This window comes from Streptomyces sp. NPDC026659 (assembly GCF_040638245.1).
In the GTDB taxonomy this organism is placed as follows: domain Bacteria; phylum Actinomycetota; class Actinomycetes; order Streptomycetales; family Streptomycetaceae; genus Streptomyces.
Map to the genome: position 1 here is coordinate 150985 of NZ_JBEZXY010000006.1, position 19233 is coordinate 170217.

The 19233-nt window shown below is 69.7% G+C and carries 17 protein-coding genes; 13 read left to right on the forward strand and 4 right to left on the reverse strand.

Annotation, left to right across the window (positions count from 1 at the left end; genetic code table 11):
* The first annotated feature begins 101 nt into the window (after positions 1-101).
* The 3 genes from AB0E91_RS17030 (at position 102) to AB0E91_RS17040 (ending at position 4440) form a co-directional block, all read left to right on the forward strand.
* Positions 102-821 (forward strand): HAD family phosphatase, encoded by a 720-nt coding sequence (locus tag AB0E91_RS17030; RefSeq protein ID WP_361781731.1) that lies wholly within the window; start codon positions 102-104, stop codon positions 819-821.
* Between the two features lie 371 nt (positions 822-1192).
* Entirely contained in the window at positions 1193-2797 is a 1605-nt protein-coding gene (locus AB0E91_RS17035) for an ABC transporter substrate-binding protein (protein ID WP_361781734.1), read from the forward strand.
* 62 nt (positions 2798-2859) lie between these two features.
* Positions 2860-4440: an ABC transporter substrate-binding protein gene (locus AB0E91_RS17040; protein WP_361781737.1), complete on the forward strand. Its 1581-nt coding sequence runs from the start codon at positions 2860-2862 to the stop codon at positions 4438-4440.
* A gap of 72 nt (positions 4441-4512) precedes the next feature.
* Here the strand turns inward: AB0E91_RS17040 and AB0E91_RS17045 are convergent, their stop codons facing one another.
* Together AB0E91_RS17045 and AB0E91_RS17050 are read right to left on the reverse strand one after the other, a co-directional pair.
* Entirely contained in the window at positions 4513-5187 is a 675-nt protein-coding gene (locus AB0E91_RS17045) for a response regulator transcription factor (RefSeq protein ID WP_161181627.1), read from the reverse strand.
* Between the two features lie 15 nt (positions 5188-5202).
* Positions 5203-6210: a RecB family exonuclease gene (locus AB0E91_RS17050; RefSeq protein WP_361781741.1), complete on the reverse strand. Its 1008-nt coding sequence runs from the start codon at positions 6208-6210 to the stop codon at positions 5203-5205.
* 176 nt (positions 6211-6386) lie between these two features.
* Between AB0E91_RS17050 and AB0E91_RS17055 the strand changes: the two genes are divergently transcribed.
* The 3 genes from AB0E91_RS17055 to AB0E91_RS17065 all read left to right on the forward strand — a co-directional run bounded on the left by AB0E91_RS17055 (position 6387) and on the right by AB0E91_RS17065 (position 9601).
* Complete coding sequence (locus AB0E91_RS17055; RefSeq protein WP_361781744.1) at positions 6387-7835, forward strand: site-2 protease family protein; 1449 nt, start codon at positions 6387-6389, stop codon at positions 7833-7835.
* 48 nt (positions 7836-7883) lie between these two features.
* The gene (locus tag AB0E91_RS17060; RefSeq protein ID WP_361114904.1) at positions 7884-8786 is read left to right on the forward strand and encodes a tRNA (adenine-N1)-methyltransferase; all 903 of its coding nucleotides are present in this window, start codon (positions 7884-7886) and stop codon (positions 8784-8786) included.
* A 230-nt stretch (positions 8787-9016) separates the two neighbouring features.
* The gene (locus tag AB0E91_RS17065; protein ID WP_361781747.1) at positions 9017-9601 is read left to right on the forward strand and encodes a hypothetical protein; all 585 of its coding nucleotides are present in this window, start codon (positions 9017-9019) and stop codon (positions 9599-9601) included.
* Between the two features lie 139 nt (positions 9602-9740).
* Here the strand turns inward: AB0E91_RS17065 and AB0E91_RS17070 are convergent, their stop codons facing one another.
* Positions 9741-10043, reverse strand: a complete 303-nt coding sequence (locus AB0E91_RS17070; protein ID WP_361781750.1) for a ferredoxin — start codon at positions 10041-10043, stop codon at positions 9741-9743.
* A gap of 542 nt (positions 10044-10585) precedes the next feature.
* Here AB0E91_RS17070 and arc point away from each other — a divergent pair.
* The 6 genes from arc to prcA all read left to right on the forward strand — a co-directional run bounded on the left by arc (position 10586) and on the right by prcA (position 16741).
* Positions 10586-12352 (forward strand): proteasome ATPase, encoded by a 1767-nt coding sequence (gene arc, locus AB0E91_RS17075; RefSeq protein WP_361781753.1) that lies wholly within the window; start codon positions 10586-10588, stop codon positions 12350-12352.
* Between the two features lie 235 nt (positions 12353-12587).
* Positions 12588-14099, forward strand: a complete 1512-nt coding sequence (gene dop / locus AB0E91_RS17080; RefSeq protein WP_343245775.1) for a depupylase/deamidase Dop — start codon at positions 12588-12590, stop codon at positions 14097-14099.
* A 167-nt stretch (positions 14100-14266) separates the two neighbouring features.
* Positions 14267-14485 (forward strand): ubiquitin-like protein Pup, encoded by a 219-nt coding sequence (locus tag AB0E91_RS17085; protein ID WP_361781757.1) that lies wholly within the window; start codon positions 14267-14269, stop codon positions 14483-14485.
* A gap of 38 nt (positions 14486-14523) precedes the next feature.
* Positions 14524-15114, forward strand: coding sequence for an endonuclease VII domain-containing protein (locus tag AB0E91_RS17090; protein WP_361781760.1), 591 nt, complete (start codon positions 14524-14526; stop codon positions 15112-15114).
* Complete coding sequence (gene prcB / locus AB0E91_RS17095; protein ID WP_361114890.1) at positions 15066-15911, forward strand: proteasome subunit beta; 846 nt, start codon at positions 15066-15068, stop codon at positions 15909-15911. The genes AB0E91_RS17090 and prcB overlap by 49 nt, the downstream gene beginning before the upstream one ends.
* 77 nt (positions 15912-15988) lie before the next feature.
* Positions 15989-16741 carry a proteasome subunit alpha gene (gene prcA, locus AB0E91_RS17100; RefSeq protein WP_361781764.1) on the forward strand — a complete coding sequence of 251 codons (753 nt, stop codon included), beginning with the start codon at positions 15989-15991 and terminating at the stop codon, positions 16739-16741.
* Positions 16742-16825: 84 nt separating this feature from the next.
* Here prcA and AB0E91_RS17105 read toward each other — a convergent pair whose 3' ends face one another.
* Positions 16826-17887 (reverse strand): LacI family DNA-binding transcriptional regulator, encoded by a 1062-nt coding sequence (locus AB0E91_RS17105; protein ID WP_361781767.1) that lies wholly within the window; start codon positions 17885-17887, stop codon positions 16826-16828.
* A gap of 81 nt (positions 17888-17968) precedes the next feature.
* Between AB0E91_RS17105 and AB0E91_RS17110 the strand changes: the two genes are divergently transcribed.
* Positions 17969-19225 carry an MFS transporter gene (locus tag AB0E91_RS17110; RefSeq protein ID WP_361781770.1) on the forward strand — a complete coding sequence of 419 codons (1257 nt, stop codon included), beginning with the start codon at positions 17969-17971 and terminating at the stop codon, positions 19223-19225.
* The last annotated feature ends 8 nt before the right edge of the window (positions 19226-19233 follow it).

Below are 19233 nucleotides of genomic sequence, written 5' to 3' on the forward strand. Positions count from 1 at the left end.
GAGGCGGTTCGCCGCGCGGAGTCGTACACTGGTCGGTCCATCGCAGGCCGGCTCCCTGTCCGGGGGGCCGGCCTGGTCGTCCCTCAAGGAGGTGCGCCCGGATGACCAGTACGGTCCCCGCGCCCGGCCCCGCTCGGGCAACGAAGACCACCACGGCCGAGGACTACGCCCTACAGGCGGTCCTGCTCGACATGGACGGCACACTGGTGGACACGGAGGGCTTCTGGTGGGACGTGGAGGCCGAGGTCTTCGCGCGCCTCGGCCACACCCTCGACGAGTCCTGGCGGCACGTCGTGGTCGGCGGTCCCATGACCCGCAGCGCCGGCTTCCTCATCGAGGCCACCGGCGCCGACATCACCCTCGAAGAACTCTCCGTCCTGCTCAACGACGGCTTCGAGGAGCGCATCGGCCGCGCCCTGCCGCTGATGCCCGGCGCCGCCGACCTCCTCGCCGAACTCCACCGGCACCGTGTCCCGACCGCCCTGGTCTCCGCCTCCCACCGGCGCATCATCGACCGTGTGCTGACCGTCCTCGGCCCGCACCACTTCACCCTGTCCATCGGCGGCGACGAGGTCTCCCGCACCAAGCCGTACCCCGACCCCTACCTCCTGGCCGCCGCCGGACTCGGCGCCGACCCGGCCCGCTGCGCGGTCGTCGAGGACACCGCGACCGGCGTCGCCGCCGCCGAGGCCGCCGGCTGCCATGTCGTGGCCGTGCCCTCCATCGCCCCCATCGTCCCGGCCCACCGGCGCACCGTCGTCACCTCACTGGAACAGGTCGATCTGGCCTTCCTGCGCGGGCTCCTGGCGGGCAGTCGCTAGCGGGCGTTCCCGACGACCCGGTCGTCACTCAGCGAATTCCGGTAATGGCCACCGGAGTTGAATTGTGAGGTTCACCACTCCGGAAGGTCTGGACATCGCAGGGCCCATATGCCGACCATCCCGGAACCGGGGTGGTCGGCCGGTCTTTGTGTCCCAGTTGATGATCCGTTGCACCAATCCTGCCACTGTCGGTTTTTCGGTGCGTCCACACCCGGTTTCACTGCGTGATGAGCCCTCAACTCGGGCACCCGTCGGCCCTTCCGCGGGCGCGGACTAATGTCGTCGCGACAACATCGCAGCAACTCCCGTGAACCGACGCGCCATCCCTGTTGCCGGGTCCACGGAACCGAACGCTCTGGAGAAAGTCCCGCATGAACCGCAAGACTCTGGTGCTGCCGGCAGTGGCCGGCCTGCTTACGCCGGTGCTCGCCGCGTGCGGTGGATCGGACAGCGGGAGCCAGGGCGGCAAGCCCATCGTCGTAGGTACCACGGACCAGTTCACGGCCACCTCGGACGCCCCCGCGCCGCTCGACCCCGCCTACGCCTACGACGTCGGCACCTGGAACGTCCTCCGCCAGACCGTCCAGACCCTCATGACCCAGCCCAAGGGCGAGGGCAACCCGGTTCCGGAGGCCGCCGAGAGCTGCGGTTTCACCGACTCCGGCAACGAGCGCTACGCCTGCAAGCTGCGTGACGGCCTGAAGTTCGCCAACGGCCACGCGGTCACCGCGGCGGACGTCAAGTTCTCCATCGACCGCGCCATCCACCTCAAGGCGGAGAGTGGTGTCTCGGCCCTGCTGAACACCATCGACACGGTGGAGACCCAGGGCGACCGCGAGGTCATCTTCCACCTGAAGACGGCCGACGCGACCTTCCCGTACAAGCTGTCCACCCCGGTCGCGGGCATCGTCGACCCCAAGAACTACTCGGCCGACAAGCTGCGTGACGGCTTCGTGGTGGACGGCTCCGGCCCGTACACCTTCAAGGCCGAGGTCAAGAACAACGCGGTCGTCAGCGCCACGTACACGAAGAACCCGAACTACAAGGGCAGCACCAAGGTCAACAACGACAAGGTCGAGATCCGGTCCTTCGCCGACGCGGACGCCATGGGCGCCGCTCTCGACCGCGGCGACATCGACGTCATGACCCGCACCATGACGCCGTCGCAGATCCAGAAGCTGGACTCCGGCTCCGACCAGAACGCCGAGCTGGTCGACATGCCCGGCCTCGAGATCCGCTACCTGGCCTTCAACACCGACGCCACCAGCGTCAAGGACAAGGCCGTCCGCCAGGCCATGGCCCAGGTCATCGACCGCGGCGAGCTCGTCGCCAAGGTCTACGGCACCCAGGCCGAGCCGCTGTACTCGCTGGTCCCGGCCACCCTCGCGGGCCACTCCAACTCGTTCTTCAACAAGTACGGCGACCCGAGCGTCCCGAAGGCCAAGGAACTGCTCACCAAGGCCGGCATCACCGCCCCGATCAAGCTGACGCTGCACTACACCACCGACCACTACGGCGCGGTGACCAAGCAGGAGTTCCAGATCCTGCAGAAGCAGCTCAACAACAGCGGTCTGTTCGACGTGAGCATCCAGGGCCACCCCTGGGCCACCTTCCGCCCCGCGGAGCAGAAGGGCCAGTACGACGTCTACGGCATGGGATGGTTCCCCGACTTCCCCGACGCCGACAACTTCATCGCGCCCTTCCTCGACAAGGACAACTTCCTCGGTTCGCCCTACACGAACGCCACCATCCAGCAGACGCTGATCCCCCAGAGCCGCCGCCAGGCGGACCGGCTGGAGGCGGGCAAGACCCTGACGACGATTCAGGACGCCGTCGCGGAGGACGTCCCCGTGCTGCCCCTGTGGCAGGGCAAGCAGTACGTTGCCGCACGGGACGACATCACGGGCGTCTCCTACGCCCTGAACTCCTCCTCGACGCTTCAGCTGTGGGAGCTCGGCCGCGGTGTGAGCGGCTGACGGCTCCCTCGCCGGGGCCGGGACGGCGGCCCCGGGAGGCCCCCGACGAGAAGGCACATGCTGTGAACATGCGCACCCCCTGGCCAGTCCTGCCCATCGTGGCAGGGCTGGCCTGCGGCCTGCTGACCGGCTGCGGCACGAGCGGCGACGGTTCCGGGACCGAAGGCCACCGCGTGGTGATGGGGATGTCCGACGACGTCCTCGCCACCGACCCGGCCTCCGGCTACGACCCCGGCTCCTGGCTGTTGTTCAACAACGTCTTCCAATCGCTCCTGAGCTTCCCCAAGGGCGGCACGCTGCCCGAGCCCGAACTCGCCAAGTCCTGCAAGTTCACGGACACCCGGGCCACCGTCTTCAAGTGCGAGCTGAAGGACGGCCTGAAGTTCAGCAACGGCGACTCGCTCACCTCCGAGGACGTCAAGTTCTCCTTCGACCGGATGCTGAAGATCAACGATCCGGGCGGACCCGCCGTCATGTTCCCCTCGCTCGGCAAGGTCGAGACCCCGGACGCGCGCACCGTCGTCTTCCGGCTCACCGTCCCCGACGCCACCTTCCCCAGCAAGGTGGCCTCCGGCGCGGGGTCCGTCGTCGACCACCGGCAGTACCCGGCGGACCGGCTGCGCGGCGACCACAAGGCCGTCGGCTCCGGCCCCTACACGCTCGACTCCTTCGACAAGGGCCAGGCGGTCTTCTCCGTCAACTCCCACTACAAGGGCACCGCCGAGACCAAGAACGCGGGCGTCACCCTCAAGTTCTTCCACGGCAACCAGACCACCCTGAAGAAGGCCCTCCTCGACGGCTCCGTCGACATCGCCTACCGCGGCCTGAGCGCCCGCGACATCGACGACATCGACAAGCAGGACGGCACCCAGGGCATCGACGTCGTCGAGGGCAGCAGCGCCGAGGTCCAGCACCTCGTCTTCAACATGAAGGACCCCGTCGCCGGAAAACTCGGCGTCCGCAAGGCCATGGCCTACCTCATCGACCGCGACGCCCTCATGCGCGACGTCTACAAGAACACCGCCACCCCGCTCTACTCGATCATCCCGGCGGGCATCGTGGGCCACAACACCGCCTTCTTCGACACCTACGGCGAGCGCCCCTCCAAGGCCAAGGCCGCCCGGGCCCTGCGCGCCGACGGCATCACCGGCAAGGTCACGCTCACCCTCTGGTCCACCCCGACCCGCTACGGCCCCGGCACCGACGCCGAACTCAAGGCCCTCGCCGCCCAGCTCAACGCCAGCGGCCTCTTCACCGCCGACGTGAAGTCCGTCGCCTTCGACCAGTACGAGAAGGACATAGCCGCCGGGAAGTACGGCGTCTACGTCAAGGGCTGGGTGCCCGACTACCCCGACGCCGACAACTTCACCGCACCCTTCTTCGGCAAGGGCAACGTCCTCGACAACCACTACGACAACAGCAGGATCACCCGCACCCTGATCCCCGCCACCGCCGCCCAGACCGACCGCACCTCCACCGACAGCTCCTTCGCCGAGCTGCAGGACATCGTCGCCGAACAGATCCCCGTCCTGCCCGTCTGGCAGGGCAAGCAGTACGCCGTCGTCCGCGACGGGGTCTACGGCCTCGAGTACTGCCTCGACGCCTCCACCGTCTTCCGGTTCTGGGAACTCAGCAAGAGCTGACACGCATCGGCCACGCCAAGGGCGCCCCTCCCTCCGGAAGGGCGCCCTTCGCCGTCGTACCGTACGCCGCCGCTACGGCTGCGCCCCCGGACGCACCAGCCCGCTCTCGTACGCGTACACCGCCGCCTGCACCCGGTCGCGCAGACCCAGCTTGGTCAGCACATGCCCCACATGCGTCTTCACCGTCGTCTCGCTGACGAACAGCTCCGCCGCGATCTCCGCGTTCGACAGCCCACGCGCCACCAGCTTCAGCACCTCGACCTCACGGTCCGTCAGCGTGTGCAGCGTGTCCCGCGCCGGCTCCTCGCCCGAGGGCAGATGCGTCGCGTACTTGTCCAGCAGACGGCGCGTGATGCTCGGCGCCAGCATCGCCTCGCCCGCCGCCACCACCCGGATCGCCTGCACCAGCTCGTTCGCCGGGGCGTCCTTCAGCAGGAAGCCGCTCGCCCCCGCCCGCAGCGCCTCCACCACATACTCGTCCAGATCGAACGTGGTCAGCACCAGCACCTTCGCCGGACCGTCCCGGCCGGGACCGGTGATCTGCCGGGTCGCCTCCACCCCGTCCATCCGGGGCATACGGATGTCCATCAGGACCACATCCGGCTGCAGTGCGCGCACCTGGTCGAGAGCCTGCAGACCGTCCCCGGCCTCACCGACGACCGCGATGTCCGGCTCGGCCTCCAGGATCATCCGGAAGCCCGTACGCAGCAGCGGCTGGTCGTCCACCAGCAGGACACGGATCGCCACGTGACAACTCCTTCGCTAGTCGGACCCCATTCTGCCCAACCCGTCCGCCTCGGACTCCGCCGCCCTCACCGGCAGCGGATACGGCGGGGGAGTCCCCCCGAACTCCGGGCAGCTCGCCCGGTGGTCGCACCAGCCGCACAGCTTCGTCGGCCGCGGCCGCCACTCACCCGTCTCCGTCGCCCGCGAGATCGACTCCCACAGCGACTGCAGCCGCCGCTCCATCCGCTCCAGATCCCCCGGCACCGGGTCGTACGTCAGCACGTCACCACTGCCCAGGTACACCAGCTGGAGCCGCCGCGGCACGACCCGCTTCAGCCGCCACACCACCAGCGCGTAGAACTTCATCTGGAACAGCGCGCCCTCGGCGTACTCCGGCCGGGGCGCCTTGCCCGTCTTGTAGTCGACGATCCGCACCTCGCCGGTCGGCGCCACGTCCACCCGGTCGATGATCCCGCGCAGCCGCAGCCCCGACTCCAGCTCCGCCTCCACGAACATCTCGCGCTCGGCGGGCTCAAGGCGTGTCGGGTCCTCCAGCGTGAACCAGCGCTCCACCAGCTGCTCGGCCTCACCCAGCCAGCGCGCCAGCCGCTCGCCCTCCGGATCGTCCGCGAACAGCTCACCGAGCTCCGGCCTGCTCTCCCGCAACCGGTCCCACTGCCCCGGCACCAGCGACTTCGCCCGAGGCGCCGTACGCTCCACCGCCGGGGCGTCGAAGAGCCGCTCCAGGACCGCGTGCACCAGCGTGCCCCGCGTCGCCGCCTCGCTCGGCTTCTCCGGCAGCCGGTCGATCACCCGGAACCGGTACAACAGCGGACACTGCATGAAGTCGCTCGCCCGCGACGGCGACAACGACGAGGGCGCCGCCGGAGCACGCCGCGCACCCGCACCGTCCCCGGGCCGCGCCGGTCCGGGCACCGCGACGGGCGCGGCGGCCGGCGCGGCGACGGGCACCGTCACGCACACCGGGTCCGCGCCTTCGGCCACGCCCGGCGCCGTCCCCGTGTCCTCACTGCTGCTGTCCATGACCACAGACCATAAGGCCCCCCACTGACAGTGACCCACTCCCGCCGGGCGTCACCCGCGCCCGGCCGGGGCAAACACAAGGGGTGCCGAGGGGTACGGCGCCACCCCGGCCGCATACCATCGACCCGAGACCCTTGTGCCCACAGGTGCGAGGACGCTTCGAACGAGGGGACACCGTGGACGTGAGCGGCGGAAACGGGCAGCCGCGGTCCGGCAGCGACGAGCCGGCCGGCCACCCCGAAGTCCCTGCGACCCCCAGCCCCGGCCCCGGCAGTCCGGACCCCGGCCGCGAGCCGGAGCACGACGCCCGCGGCACCGGCGACACGACCCCCGAACAGCCCCCGCAGGCGCCCCGGCCGGTCTCCGAGGACCACCCCGACGGCCCGACCCCCGGCGGCGACCCGGCCCACGACCACCGCTCCCTCGCCCACTCCGGCACCGGCCCCGGCAAGGGCGCACCGCCCCAGCCCCCCGCCGAACCCGGCGGCGGCATCCTCATGGGCCGCCCGTTCGGCGTACCCGTCTACGTCGCACCCAGCTGGTTCCTCGTCGCCGCCCTCATCACCTGGGTCTTCGGCGGCCAGCTCGACCAGGTCCTGCCCGAACTCGGCGCCGCCCGCTACCTCGTCTCCCTCTTCTTCGCCGTCGCCTTCTACGCCTCGGTCCTCGTCCACGAACTCGCCCACACCGTCGCCGCCCTCCGCTTCAAACTCCCGGTGCGCCGCATCCAGCTCCAGTTCTTCGGCGGCGTCTCCGAGATCGAGAAGGAGGCCGAGACCCCCGGACGCGAATTCGTCCTCGCCTTCGTCGGACCCCTGCTCTCCCTGATCCTCGCCGGGCTCTTCTACCTCGCCCTCAAGCCCGTCCAGCCCGGCACCGTCCCCGGCGTCCTGCTGGCCGGACTGATGATCTCCAACCTCATCGTCGCCATCTTCAACCTGCTCCCCGGCCTGCCCCTCGACGGCGGCCGGATGCTGCGCGCCGTCGTCTGGAAGATCACCGGCAAGCCCATGACCGGCACCGTCGCCGCCGCCTGGGTCGGCCGCGCCCTCGCCCTCAGCGTCCTGATCGGCCTGCCCCTGCTCAACCACTCCCGCTTCTTCGGCGGCGACGCCGACCTCGGCAGCATGGACACCATCACCGACGCCCTGCTCGCCGCCATCCTGGCCGCCATCATCTGGACCGGCGCCGGAAACAGCCTCCGCATGGCCCGGCTGCGCGAACACCTCCCCGAGCTGAGCGCCCGCACCCTCACCCGCCGCGCCGTCCCCGTCGAGACCGACACCCCCCTCTCCGAGGCCCTGCGCCGCGCCAACGCCGCCGGAGCCCGCGCCCTCGTCGTCGTCGACCCCGACGGCACCCCCCTCTCCCTCGTCCGCGAATCCGCCATCGTCGGCGTACCCGAACACCGCCGCCCCTGGGTCGCCGTCAGCGGCCTCGCCCAGGACATCACCGACGGCATGCGCGTCTCCGCCGAACTCTCCGGAGAAGAACTCCTCGACACCCTCCGCGCCGCCCCCGCCACCGAATACCTGGTCGTCGAGGAGACCGGCGAGATCTACGGCGTCCTGTCCGCGGCGGACGTGGAAAAGGCCTTCGTGAAGGCCATGGCCCGCCCCAGCTGAACCCGGTGTGTGGTCGGCACCCCCCGCTGCTGCCGGTAGGCTGGTCTTATGTCCGAACCGACCGGTGCCGCCCGCAGGCGCGGGCCCTTCAAGGTCGGGGACCAGGTTCAGCTGACCGACCCCAAGGGCCGTCACTACACGTTCACGCTCGAAGCCGGGAAGAACTTCCACACCCACAAGGGCTCCTTCCCGCACGACGAACTGATCGGCGCTCCCGAGGGCAGCGTTGTCCGCACCACCGGCAACGTCGCCTACCTCGCGCTGCGCCCCCTGCTCCCCGACTACGTCCTGTCCATGCCCCGCGGCGCCGCCGTGGTCTACCCCAAGGACGCGGGGCAGATCCTGGCCTTCGCCGACATCTTCCCCGGCGCACGCGTCGTGGAAGCGGGCGTCGGCTCCGGCTCGCTCAGCAGCTTCCTGCTGCGCGCCATCGGCGACCAGGGCATGCTGCACTCCTACGAGCGCCGCGAGGACTTCGCCGAGATCGCCAAGCAGAACGTCGAGCGCTACTTCGGCGGCGAACACCCCGCCTGGCAGCTCACCGTCGGCGACCTCCAGGACAACCTGTCCGACACGGACGTCGACCGCGTCATCCTCGACATGCTCGCCCCCTGGGAGTGCCTGGAGGCCGTCTCCAAGGCCCTCGTCCCCGGCGGCATCCTCTGCTGCTACGTGGCCACCACCACCCAGCTCGCCCGGACCGTCGAGTCCATCCGCGAGATCGGCTGCTTCAACGAGCCGACCGCCTGGGAGTCGATGATCCGCAACTGGCACATCGAGGGCCTCGCCGTCCGCCCGGACCACCGCATGATCGGCCACACCGGCTTCCTGCTCACCGCCCGCCGTCTCGCCGACGGCGTCGAGCCGCCCATGCGCCGTCGCCGCCCCGCCAAGGGCGCCTACGGCGAGGACTACTCCGGCCCCAACGCCGACGGCGGCTCCGGCCGCTGACCGGCCCCCACCCCGCACAACACGAAGGCGCCGTGGCCGAGTTGCCGGACCCCGTCCGGAACTCGGCCACGGCGCCTTCCGCGTGACCCCGCACCAGAAACCGCGCCCCCGCACCCACCACGCCCGCCACCACTGGAAACCGGCCCCCACCCCGCCGTTCCCCCCGCACAGTGACCTGTGGCACCATGCTGGCCACCCCCTCGGCACAGCCCTCACAGGAGACACTCCTAGTGCAGCAATCCGCCGTCCCGGAGCTCGCCCACGCCCACCCCCAGCCCATCCACTGGGCCGGCACCGCCACCGCGGTCGCCGGGGTGATCGCGCTGTGCTCCCTCGTGCAGCCCGGCCCGGCCACCGCCGCCCAGGCAACCCCCGCCACCGGCGCCCCCGCGCCCGCCCGCACCACCGCCGCGCCACCCGTCACCGAGGGCGTCGCCTTCCCGCTGCAGTGCGGCCCGGTCAAGGCCCTGGTCGCCAAGAAGGCCACCGGGGACCTCGACGGGGACGGCAACCCGGAGACCGTCGCCGTCGTCCACTGCGACTCCGCCATGGGCACCCCGCCCGACGGCCTCTACGTCCTGACCCGGAACCACGACGGCACCGGCTCCCGCGTCGTCGCCACCCTCGTCGACCCCAAGGACCGGCTCACCGTCACCGACCTCGCCGTGGGCGCGCGCACCGTGACCGCCACGCTGCTCGGATACTCCTCCGACGACGTGCCCAGCTGCTGCCCCGACGTGAAGACCCCCGCCCAGTGGCAGTGGAAGGGCAACGCCTTCATACGCTCCACGCCCACGGCGTCCCACAGCGTCTGACCGCCGCCCGCACGGCTTCCGACGTCCTCAACCGCTACCGCGCCCGTACGCGCATACACGCGCGCGCGTGCCGCCGGCTTCCACCGGCACGCACGCGCGCCACGAAACAACCGGGTCCGCCCGGACCCGCGCCCCCGGCTTAGTCCGCGTCGGGGCCGTACACCTCTACCTTGTCCGAAACGCGGCGTACATGGATGCACGCGCCCGGACACTCCTTCGCCGAGTCCACCACGTCCGTCAGCAATGGCAGCGGCACACCCGTGGTGGCTCCCGCCTCCTGGAGCAGCTCGTCGTCGGCGCTCTTCACATAGGCCAGCCCGTCGATGTCCAGCTCGAACACCTCCGGCGCGTACTGGACGCAGATGCCGTCGCCGGTACACAGGTCCTGGTCGATCCAGACCTCCAGCGCCTCGCCGCCCGGGGCCTCCTGCTGCACGGTCACCTCTCCTGCCGTCGGTTCGCCGGGCGACGGTCCGGGGGCGCGCCCCGGCCCGGTCGGTCCCGGCCGCTCATGAACACCCCGACCCTACCTCCCGCCTGCTTTTCGCTCCTGTGCGCCGGGGTGCGGGGGTTTCTCCCCGCGCACGGCAGGGCGCGGCAGGGACGGCGCGCGCGGTCGAACGCCACCGGGCACCGGCGAAATCAAGCCGCCCGGAAGCGGCCCCCCAAGCCCCCTCGTCTCACCCCGGCCACTCGGATCATTGCTCTGTGTGATCATCGTATGAACTCTCGTACTCCTGCCCAGGAACCGGCCGGACGACCCGCACCGGACAACTCCAGCCACTCCTGAAGGGTCTTGACCACACCCGGCACGGAACAAGCGGCTTCCGAATCACGTTGAGTGGGTATCCCCTCCGTGCGAGAGGGAGCGCACCGGGTGACCGACGACACACCTTGACAGTCTTTGTGATCTAGGGGTTTCAATCGACACCCACCCAGGTAGGGTCTGGAAGCGTCCAGCTCCCCTTGGAGGAGGTGAGGACCGTGGCAGCCCACGACGACGACATGAACCGCGGCATCCGCCCGGGACGAGGGTCCGACGACCCGTCCGGGCAGATCGCCTACCTTGAGCAGGAGATCGCCGTCCTGCGACGCAAGCTCGCCGACTCTCCGCGGCACACGAGGATTCTCGAGGAGCGGATCGTCGAGCTGCAGACCAATCTGGCCGGCGTCTCCGCGCAGAACGAACGCCTGGCCAACACGCTCCGTGAGGCCCGCGACCAGATCGTGGCCCTCAAGGAAGAGGTCGACCGGCTCGCCCAGCCCCCGGCAGGCTTCGGAGTTTTCCTCCAGGCCAACGAGGACGGCACCGCCGACATCTTCACCGGCGGCCGCAAGCTCCGCGTGAACGTGAGCCCCAGCGTCGAACTCGACGAACTCAGGCGCGGCCAGGAGCTGATGCTCAACGAAGCGCTCAACGTGGTCGAGGCCATGGAGTTCGAGAGCGTCGGCGACATCGTCACCCTCAAGGAGATCCTCGAGGACGGCGAACGCGCCCTGGTACTGGGCCACACCGACGAGGAACGAGTGGTCCGGCTCGCCGAACCCCTCCGGGGCATCACCATCCGGCCCGGTGACGCCCTCCTGCTCGAACCCCGTTCCGGCTATGTCTACGAGATCGTTCCCAAGAGCGAGGTCGAGGAACTCGTCCTCGAAGAGGTCCCCGACATCGGCTACGAGCAGATCGGCGGCCTCGGCGGCCAGATCGAGGCCATCCGCGACGCGGTCGAGCTGCCGTACCTCTACCCCGACCTGTTCAAGGAGCACGAACTCCGCCCGCCCAAGGGAGTCCTCCTCTACGGACCCCCCGGATGCGGCAAGACGCTCATCGCCAAGGCCGTCGCCAACTCGCTGGCCAAGAAGGTCGCCGAGGTCACCGGCCAGGCCGCCGGCAAGAGCTTCTTCCTCAACATCAAGGGCCCCGAACTCCTCAACAAGTACGTCGGCGAGACCGAGCGCCAGATCCGCCTCGTCTTCCAGCGAGCCCGGGAGAAGGCCAGCGAGGGCACCCCCGTCATCGTCTTCTTCGACGAGATGGAATCCCTCTTCCGCACCCGGGGATCGGGCGTCAGCTCGGACGTGGAGAACACCATCGTCCCCCAGCTGCTCGCCGAGATCGACGGCGTGGAGGGCCTGCAGAACGTGGTCGTCATCGGCGCCTCCAACCGCGAGGACATGATCGACCCCGCCATCCTGCGCCCCGGCCGCCTCGACGTGAAGATCAAGATCGAGCGCCCGGACGCCGAAGCCGCCAAGGACATCTTCGGCAAGTACCTCACCGAACGCCTCCCGCTGCACGCCGACGACCTCGGCGAGCACGGCGGCGACAAGACCACCACCGTCCAGAGCATGATCCAGACGGCGGTCGAGCAGATGTACGCCGAATCCGAGGAAAACCGCTTCCTGGAAGTCACCTACGCCAACGGCGACAAGGAAGTCCTCTACTTCAAGGACTTCAATTCCGGCGCCATGATCGAAAACATCGTGGGCCGCGCCAAGAAGATGGCCATCAAGGACTTCCTCGAAAAGACCCAGAAGGGCCTCCGCGTCTCCCACCTCCTCCAGGCCTGCGTGGACGAGTTCAAGGAGAACGAGGACCTGCCCAACACCACCAACCCGGACGACTGGGCCCGCATCTCCGGAAAGAAGGGCGAGCGGATCGTCTACATCCGCACCCTCATCACCGGAAAGCAGGGCGCGGACACCGGACGCTCCATCGACACGGTGGCGAACACCGGTCAGTACCTGTAAAAGGCCGGCCGGCTGCGGGTGCCCCCGGCGGGGCACCCGCAGCCGCCTGCTTTTCCGGACCGCCACCGCACCAGGCAAAGACGCAAATGATCTCCACACCAGCGCAAAGGCGTTCTAGGCTCTTTCCTACCGCCGAGTCGCGCAGTGCGGGGACGGGCACCGCACACGCACCGGAGCGCCAGCGGTACGCGAGCGGCGCCCACCACCGAGGGCGCCGCCGGGCAAGGAGGGCCGCATGACCGTACGGCGAGTAATGGGCATCGAGACGGAGTACGGCATCTCCGTCCCCGGCCACCCCAACGCCAATGCCATGCTCACCTCGTCCCAGATCGTCAACGCCTACGCGGCGGCGATGCACCGGGCCCGCCGGGCCCGCTGGGACTTCGAGGAGGAGAACCCGCTGCGCGACGCGCGCGGTTTCGACCTCGCACGGGAGGCCGCCGACTCCAGCCAGCTCACCGACGAGGACATCGGCCTCGCCAACGTCATCCTCACCAACGGCGCCCGCCTCTACGTCGACCACGCCCACCCCGAGTACAGCGCCCCCGAGGTCACCAACCCCCGCGACGCCGTCCTCTGGGACAAGGCGGGCGAACGCATCATGGCCGAGGCCGCCGAACGCGCCGCCGCACTGCCCGGCGCCCAGCCCATCCACCTCTACAAGAACAACACCGACAACAAGGGCGCCTCCTACGGCACGCACGAGAACTACCTGATGAAGCGGGAGACCGCCTTCTCGGACATCGTGCGCCACCTCACGCCCTTCTTCGTCTCCCGCCAGGTCTTCGCGGGCGCCGGACGCGTCGGCATCGGCCAGGACGGCCACGAACACGGCTTCCAGCTCAGCCAGCGCGCCGACTACTTCGAGGTCGAGGTCGGCCTGGAGACCACCCTCAAGCGCCCGATCATCAACACCCGCGACGAACCCCACGCGGACGCGGAGAAGTACCGCCGCCTGCACGTGATCATCGGCGACGCCAACCTCTCCGAGATCTCGACCTACCTCAAGCTCGGCACCACGGCACTGGTCCTCTCCATGATCGAGGACGGCTTCATCGCCGTGGACCTCGCTGTCGACCAGCCCGTACGCACCCTCCACCAGGTCTCGCACGACCCCTCGCTCAAGCGCCTCGTCACACTCCGCAGCGGACGCACGCTCACTGCGGTGCAGCTACAGATGGAGTACTTCGAGCTGTCGCGCAAGTACGTGGAGGAGCGCTACGGCGCCGACGCCGACGACCAGACCAAGGACGTCCTCGCCCGCTGGGAGGACACCCTCACCCGGCTCGAGAACGACCCGATGAGCCTGGCCGGCGAGCTGGACTGGGTCGCCAAGCGGGAGCTCATGGAGGGCTACCGCCGCCGCGACAACCTCGACTGGGACGCCGCCCGGCTGCACCTGGTCGACCTCCAGTACGCCGACGTACGCCCCGAGAAGGGCCTCTACAACCGGCTGGCGGCCCGGGGCCGGATGAAGCGCCTCCTGACCGAGGACGAGGTCGAGCGGGCGCGCACCAAGCCGCCGGAGGACACCCGGGCGTACTTCCGCGGCCGCTGCCTGGAGCAGTACGCGGACGACGTGGCCGCGGCCTCCTGGGACTCGGTCATCTTCGATCTCCCGGGCCGCGACTCGCTCCAGCGGGTGCCGACCCTGGAACCGCTTCGCGGAACGCGAAATCACGTCAAGGAGCTGCTGGACCGCTGCCGCACGGCGGACGAGCTGGTCAGGGTGCTCTCCGGCAATTGAAACCCCTGCGTGGGGCATTGATTGGGCTCCCTCCGCAGGGTGGAAAACCCGGCGCCAGGGAATCATCGATATGGCCCCCGTACGTTCCCTGAACTACGGGGCCGATGTCGGACCCGGCTTGTAGGGTCTGATCATCACCGAACGGCGAACTGAGCGGGGTGAGGGATATGGCGACCAAGGACACCGGCGGCGGCCAGCAGAAGGCCACACGCTCCACCGAAGAGGCCGAGGAGCAGACACAGGACGCACAGGGCTCCGAGGACCTCAAGGAGCGCCAGGAAAAGCTGAGCGACGACGTGGACTCGGTTCTGGACGAGATCGACGATGTCCTCGAGGAGAATGCTGAGGACTTCGTGCGAAGTTTCGTTCAGAAGGGTGGCCAGTAGGCCGGTTCTGCCTTCGAATCGAAGGTGCGGGGGTGTGAGTGAAAGAGTTGAAGGCGAAGCGCTGCTCGCGGTGCAAGGAGACCAAGCCGCGGGCGGCGTTCGCCAGCAACAAGTCAGCTCGTGACGGTTTGCAGGCCTACTGCCGGGAGTGCTGGGCGGCTTACCACCAAGCTCGCCAACTGGCGAAAGGGAAGAACGTGAGGCCGCGGGTGGAAACGCCCGAGGGATACAAGTTCTGTCGGAGCTGCAATACGGTCAAGCCGTGGAGCGAGTGGCATCGCAATGCATCGGCCTCCGATGGTCTGTCAACGAGCTGTAAGGCATGTCGGGCGGCCAAAGGCCGCGCTCATCACCTGAAGCGTAATTACGGCCTGACCGAAGCCGAACGAGACGCCATGATCGCCGCACAGCGCGGTCTCTGCGTGATCTGTCTGAACGCCCCCGCCGCACATGTGGATCACTGCCACAAGACGGGTAGGGTCCGTGGCGTACTGTGCTTCAACTGCAATTCGGCCATTGGCAAGCTGGGGGACGACCCCGGGGCCGTACGCCGGGCCGCCGCCTATCTGGAAGGAATCTCGTGGAAGCCAATACTCGTGGCACCGGGCGTCTACCAGCTGCCTTCCTGACGCCGGGGTCCTCCTCGTTCATGGACTTTCTCTCGGACCACCAGCCCGAGATGCTGCCCGGCAAGCGGACGCTGCCGCCCACGCAGGGTGTGATCGAGGCCCCGCACGGCACGACCATCGTGGCCGTCACGTTCCCCGGGGGCGTCGTGCTCGCCGGTGACCGGCGGGCCACCATGGGCAATGTCATCGCGCAGCGGGACATCGAGAAGGTGTTCCCGGCGGACGAGTACTCGGCCGTCGGTATCGCCGGCACCGCCGGTCTCGCCGTGGAGATGGTGAAGCTCTTCCAGCTGGAGCTGGAGCACTTCGAGAAGGTCGAGGGCGCCCAGCTGTCCCTGGAGGGCAAGGCGAACCGGCTGTCGACCATGATCCGTTCCAACCTCGGCATGGCCATGCAGGGCCTGGCCGTGGTCCCCCTGTTCGCGGGGTACGACGTGGACCGCGACAAGGGCCGCATCTTCTCCTACGACGTCACCGGCGGCCGCTCCGAGGAGCACAATTTCGCGTCGACGGGCTCCGGCTCGGTCTTCGCGCGGGGTGCGATGAAGAAGCTGTTCCGGGACGACCTGACCGAGGAGCAGGCCACCACCCTCGTCGTACAGGCGCTGTACGACGCGGCCGACGACGACTCGGCGACCGGTGGTCCCGACGTCGCGCGCCGGATCTATCCGATCATCACCGTGATCACCGAGGACGGCTTCCGCAGGCTGACCGAGGACGAGGCGTCCGAGATCTCGCGTGCGGTGCTCCAGCGGCGTCTGGAGGAGCCGGACGGTCCGCGGGCCGCGCTGCTCTGAGCGCGGGCCGGACTTCCCGGCCGGACTTCTCAAGCCGAGGTGATTCAGTGACCATGACAGAAAGGGACGGATAACCGGTGTCGACGCCGTTCTATGTCTCACCCCAGCAGGCCATGGCGGACCGCGCGGAGTACGCCCGCAAGGGCATCGCGCGCGGTCGCAGTCTGGTGGTCATGCAGTACGCCGACGGCATCGTGTTCGTCGGTGAGAACCCGTCCCGTGCGCTGCACAAGTTCAGCGAGATCTACGACCGGATCGGTTTCGCGGCCGCCGGCAAGTACAACGAGTACGAGAACCTGCGCATCGGCGGTGTGCGCTACGCGGACCTGCGTGGTTACACCTACGACCGTGACGACGTGACCGCGCGCGGTCTGGCGAACGTGTACGCGCAGACGCTGGGCACGATCTTCTCCTCGGCGGCCGAGAAGCCGTACGAGGTGGAGCTGGTGGTGGCGGAGGTCGGTGAGACTCCGGACGGCGACCAGATCTACCGGCTGCCGCACGACGGTTCCATCGTGGACGAGCACGGTTCGGTCGCGGTGGGCGGCAACGCGGAGCAGATCAGCACGTTCCTGGACCAGCGGCACCGGGACGGGATGACGCTGGCGGAGGCGCTGAAGCTGGCCGTGCAGGCGCTGTCGCGGGACACCAACGGCAGTGAGCGGGAGATTCCGGCGGAGCGCCTGGAGGTGGCGGTGCTGGACCGTACGCGCCCGCAGAAGCGGAAGTTCAAGCGGATCGTGGGCCGTCAGCTGGACCGTCTGCTGGAGGCGGACGGTGCGGCGACGGAGGCGGAGAGTTCCGTGGAGGGGGGCTCCGAGGAGGAGTGATCCTTCCGGGACCCTGGTGAAGCCCCGGCCGGTTCTCCGGCCGGGGCTTCCGTGTGTCCGGGCACCGTGGCCCCTTGGACGCGCTTAGACGGCCCTGGCCGGGCCTGTGGAGCCCCGTACGACGAGTTGGACGGGGATGTCCCCGTTCGTGGGTGCGCGGCCGTCCAGGACGGCCAGGAGGGCTTCCATGCCGCGTTCGCCGAAGAGTTCGGCGTCGAGGCGGACGGTGGTGAGTTCGGGGTCGATGGCGGTGGCGAGGGCGAGGTCGTCGAGGCCGGTGACGGAGATGTCGTCGGGGACGCGCAGTCCGAGACGGCGCAGGGCCTTGTAGGCGCCGGCGGCGAGTTTGTCGTCGTCGCAGACGACGGCGGTGGGGCGGGGTCCTGGTGTGGTGAGGGCGGCTTCGGTGGCGGCGCGGGCGTCTTCGATGGTGATGGGGGCGGTGGTGGTGCGCAGCCGGGTGCCGGGTGTGGCGGCGAGGCGGTCGGCGAGTTCCTGGGCGCGGGCGCGGAAGGTCCAGGAGGGGATGTCGGCGGCGAGGTGGAGGAGGTGTCGGTGGCCGAGGCCGAGGAGGTGGTCGGCGACCTGGCGGACGCCGTCGGCGATGTCGAGGTTGACGGTGGCGGCGCCGAGGCTGCCGTGGGGGTCGCTGTCGAGCATGACGAGGGGGAGTTGGTCGCCGCGGATGGCGGTGAGGGCGTCGGCGGCCATGGAGGAGGCGATGACGCCGTCGAGGGCGGCTTCGGCGGAGGCGAAGGGGTCGCGGGCCGGGCCGACGCCTTCGGGGGAGGGGTAGAGGACGACGCCGAAGCCGTGGCGGGCGGCGACGCGGGCGGCGCCGGTGTAGACGCCGGCGAAGAACTCGGTGGTGAGGGCGGGGACGACGAGGAGGACGGTGCGGGTGCTGCCGAGGCGGAGGTTGCGGGCGGCGAGGTTGGGTCGGTAGCCGAGGGTGCGGGCGGCTTCGCGGACGCGTTCGGCGGTGGTCTCGGAGACGCGGCCGCGCCATTTGTCGCCGAGTACGAGGGAGACGGCGGCCTGGGAGACTCCGGCGGCCGTGGCCACGTCACGGCTGGTCGGGCGCGTGCTGCTGCTGCGTGCCACCGTGGGCCTGCTCCTTCGTGTGGACGGGTGAACAGCGCACATGGTACGTATGAATGCGTTAGTTATACGTAACACTTCGGAGGCGTCGAGGCGGCCCGGAGGGGCTTGGGCGAAGGGCTGCACATGGCGACGGGGTATCTGGAGATCCTGCGGGCGAAACACGCGGTGAGGCTGCTCACGGGCACTCTGGTGGGGCGGCTGCCCAACGCGGTGGCGTCGATCGCGCTGTTGCTGTTCGTGCGGGCCGAGGGGGGTTCGTACAGCCTGGCTGGGGCGCTGGCGGCGGTGTACGGCGTGGCGAACGCGGTGGGGCAGCCGCTGCTGGGCCGCCTGGTGGACCTCTACGGGCAGCCCCGGGTGCAGCTTCCGGCGTCGGTGCTGTCGGCGCTGGCGATGTCGGGGTTCGCCTTCGTGGGCATCGGTTCGCTGCCGGCGTACGTCCTGGTGGCGGCGTCGGGGCTGTTCACGCCGCCGCTGGAGGGCGGGCTGCGGGCGTTGTGGCCGTCGGTGCTGCGCCGGGAGGACCAGGTGCACACGGCGTACGCGCTGGACGCGGTGGCGCAGGAGGTGATGTTCACGGTGGGCCCGCTGCTGGTGACGCTGTGCGTGTCGCTGTGGTCGGAGCGGGCGGCGCTGCTGGTGCTGAACGCGCTGGGGATGCTCGGGGCGTTGTCGGTGGTGGTCTCGCGGCCGTCGCGGGAGTGGCGTTCGGAGCCGAGGGAGGCGCACTGGCTGGGTGCGCTGCGTTCGCCGGGGCTGCTGGCGCTGCTCGCCGCGTTCCTGTTCGTGGGCATCGCGATGGGGTCGATCGCGGTGGCGGCGGTGTCGTACGCGGACGGTCACGGTGGTGACGCGGTGTACGGCTGGATGATGGCGGCGGTGGGCCTGGGTGCGCTGGCCGGTGGGACGGTGTACGGGGCGCGGCGGTGGGCCGGGGCGCCGGAGCGGCGGCTGCGGGTGCTGGTGGCGCTTCTGGCGGTGTGTTACGTGCCGCTGACGCTGATGCCGGGTCCGGTGTCCATGGTGTTGCTGTCGGTGCTGGCGGGGGTGTTCCTGGCGCCGTGCATCGCGTGTGCGTTCGTGATCGTGGACCGGCATGCTCCGGCGGGGACGGTCACGGAGGCGTTCTCGTGGCTGGTGACGACGTTCGTGGTGGGTGCGTCGGTGGGTACGGGCCTTGCGGGTCCGGTCGTGGAGGCGGGCGGGGCGCTGTGGGGTTTCGCGCTGCCGGGTATGGCGGGGGCGGTGTCGTTGCTGGTCCTGCTGGCCACGGGGCGGGTGCTGACGGCCCCGGTGGTGGGCGGGGTCGTGGTGGTGTCCTCGGAAAATGATCCGAATCGTGCTGCCCAACCCCGTTTCAGTTCAGGTGATCGGGCGTAATGTTCATG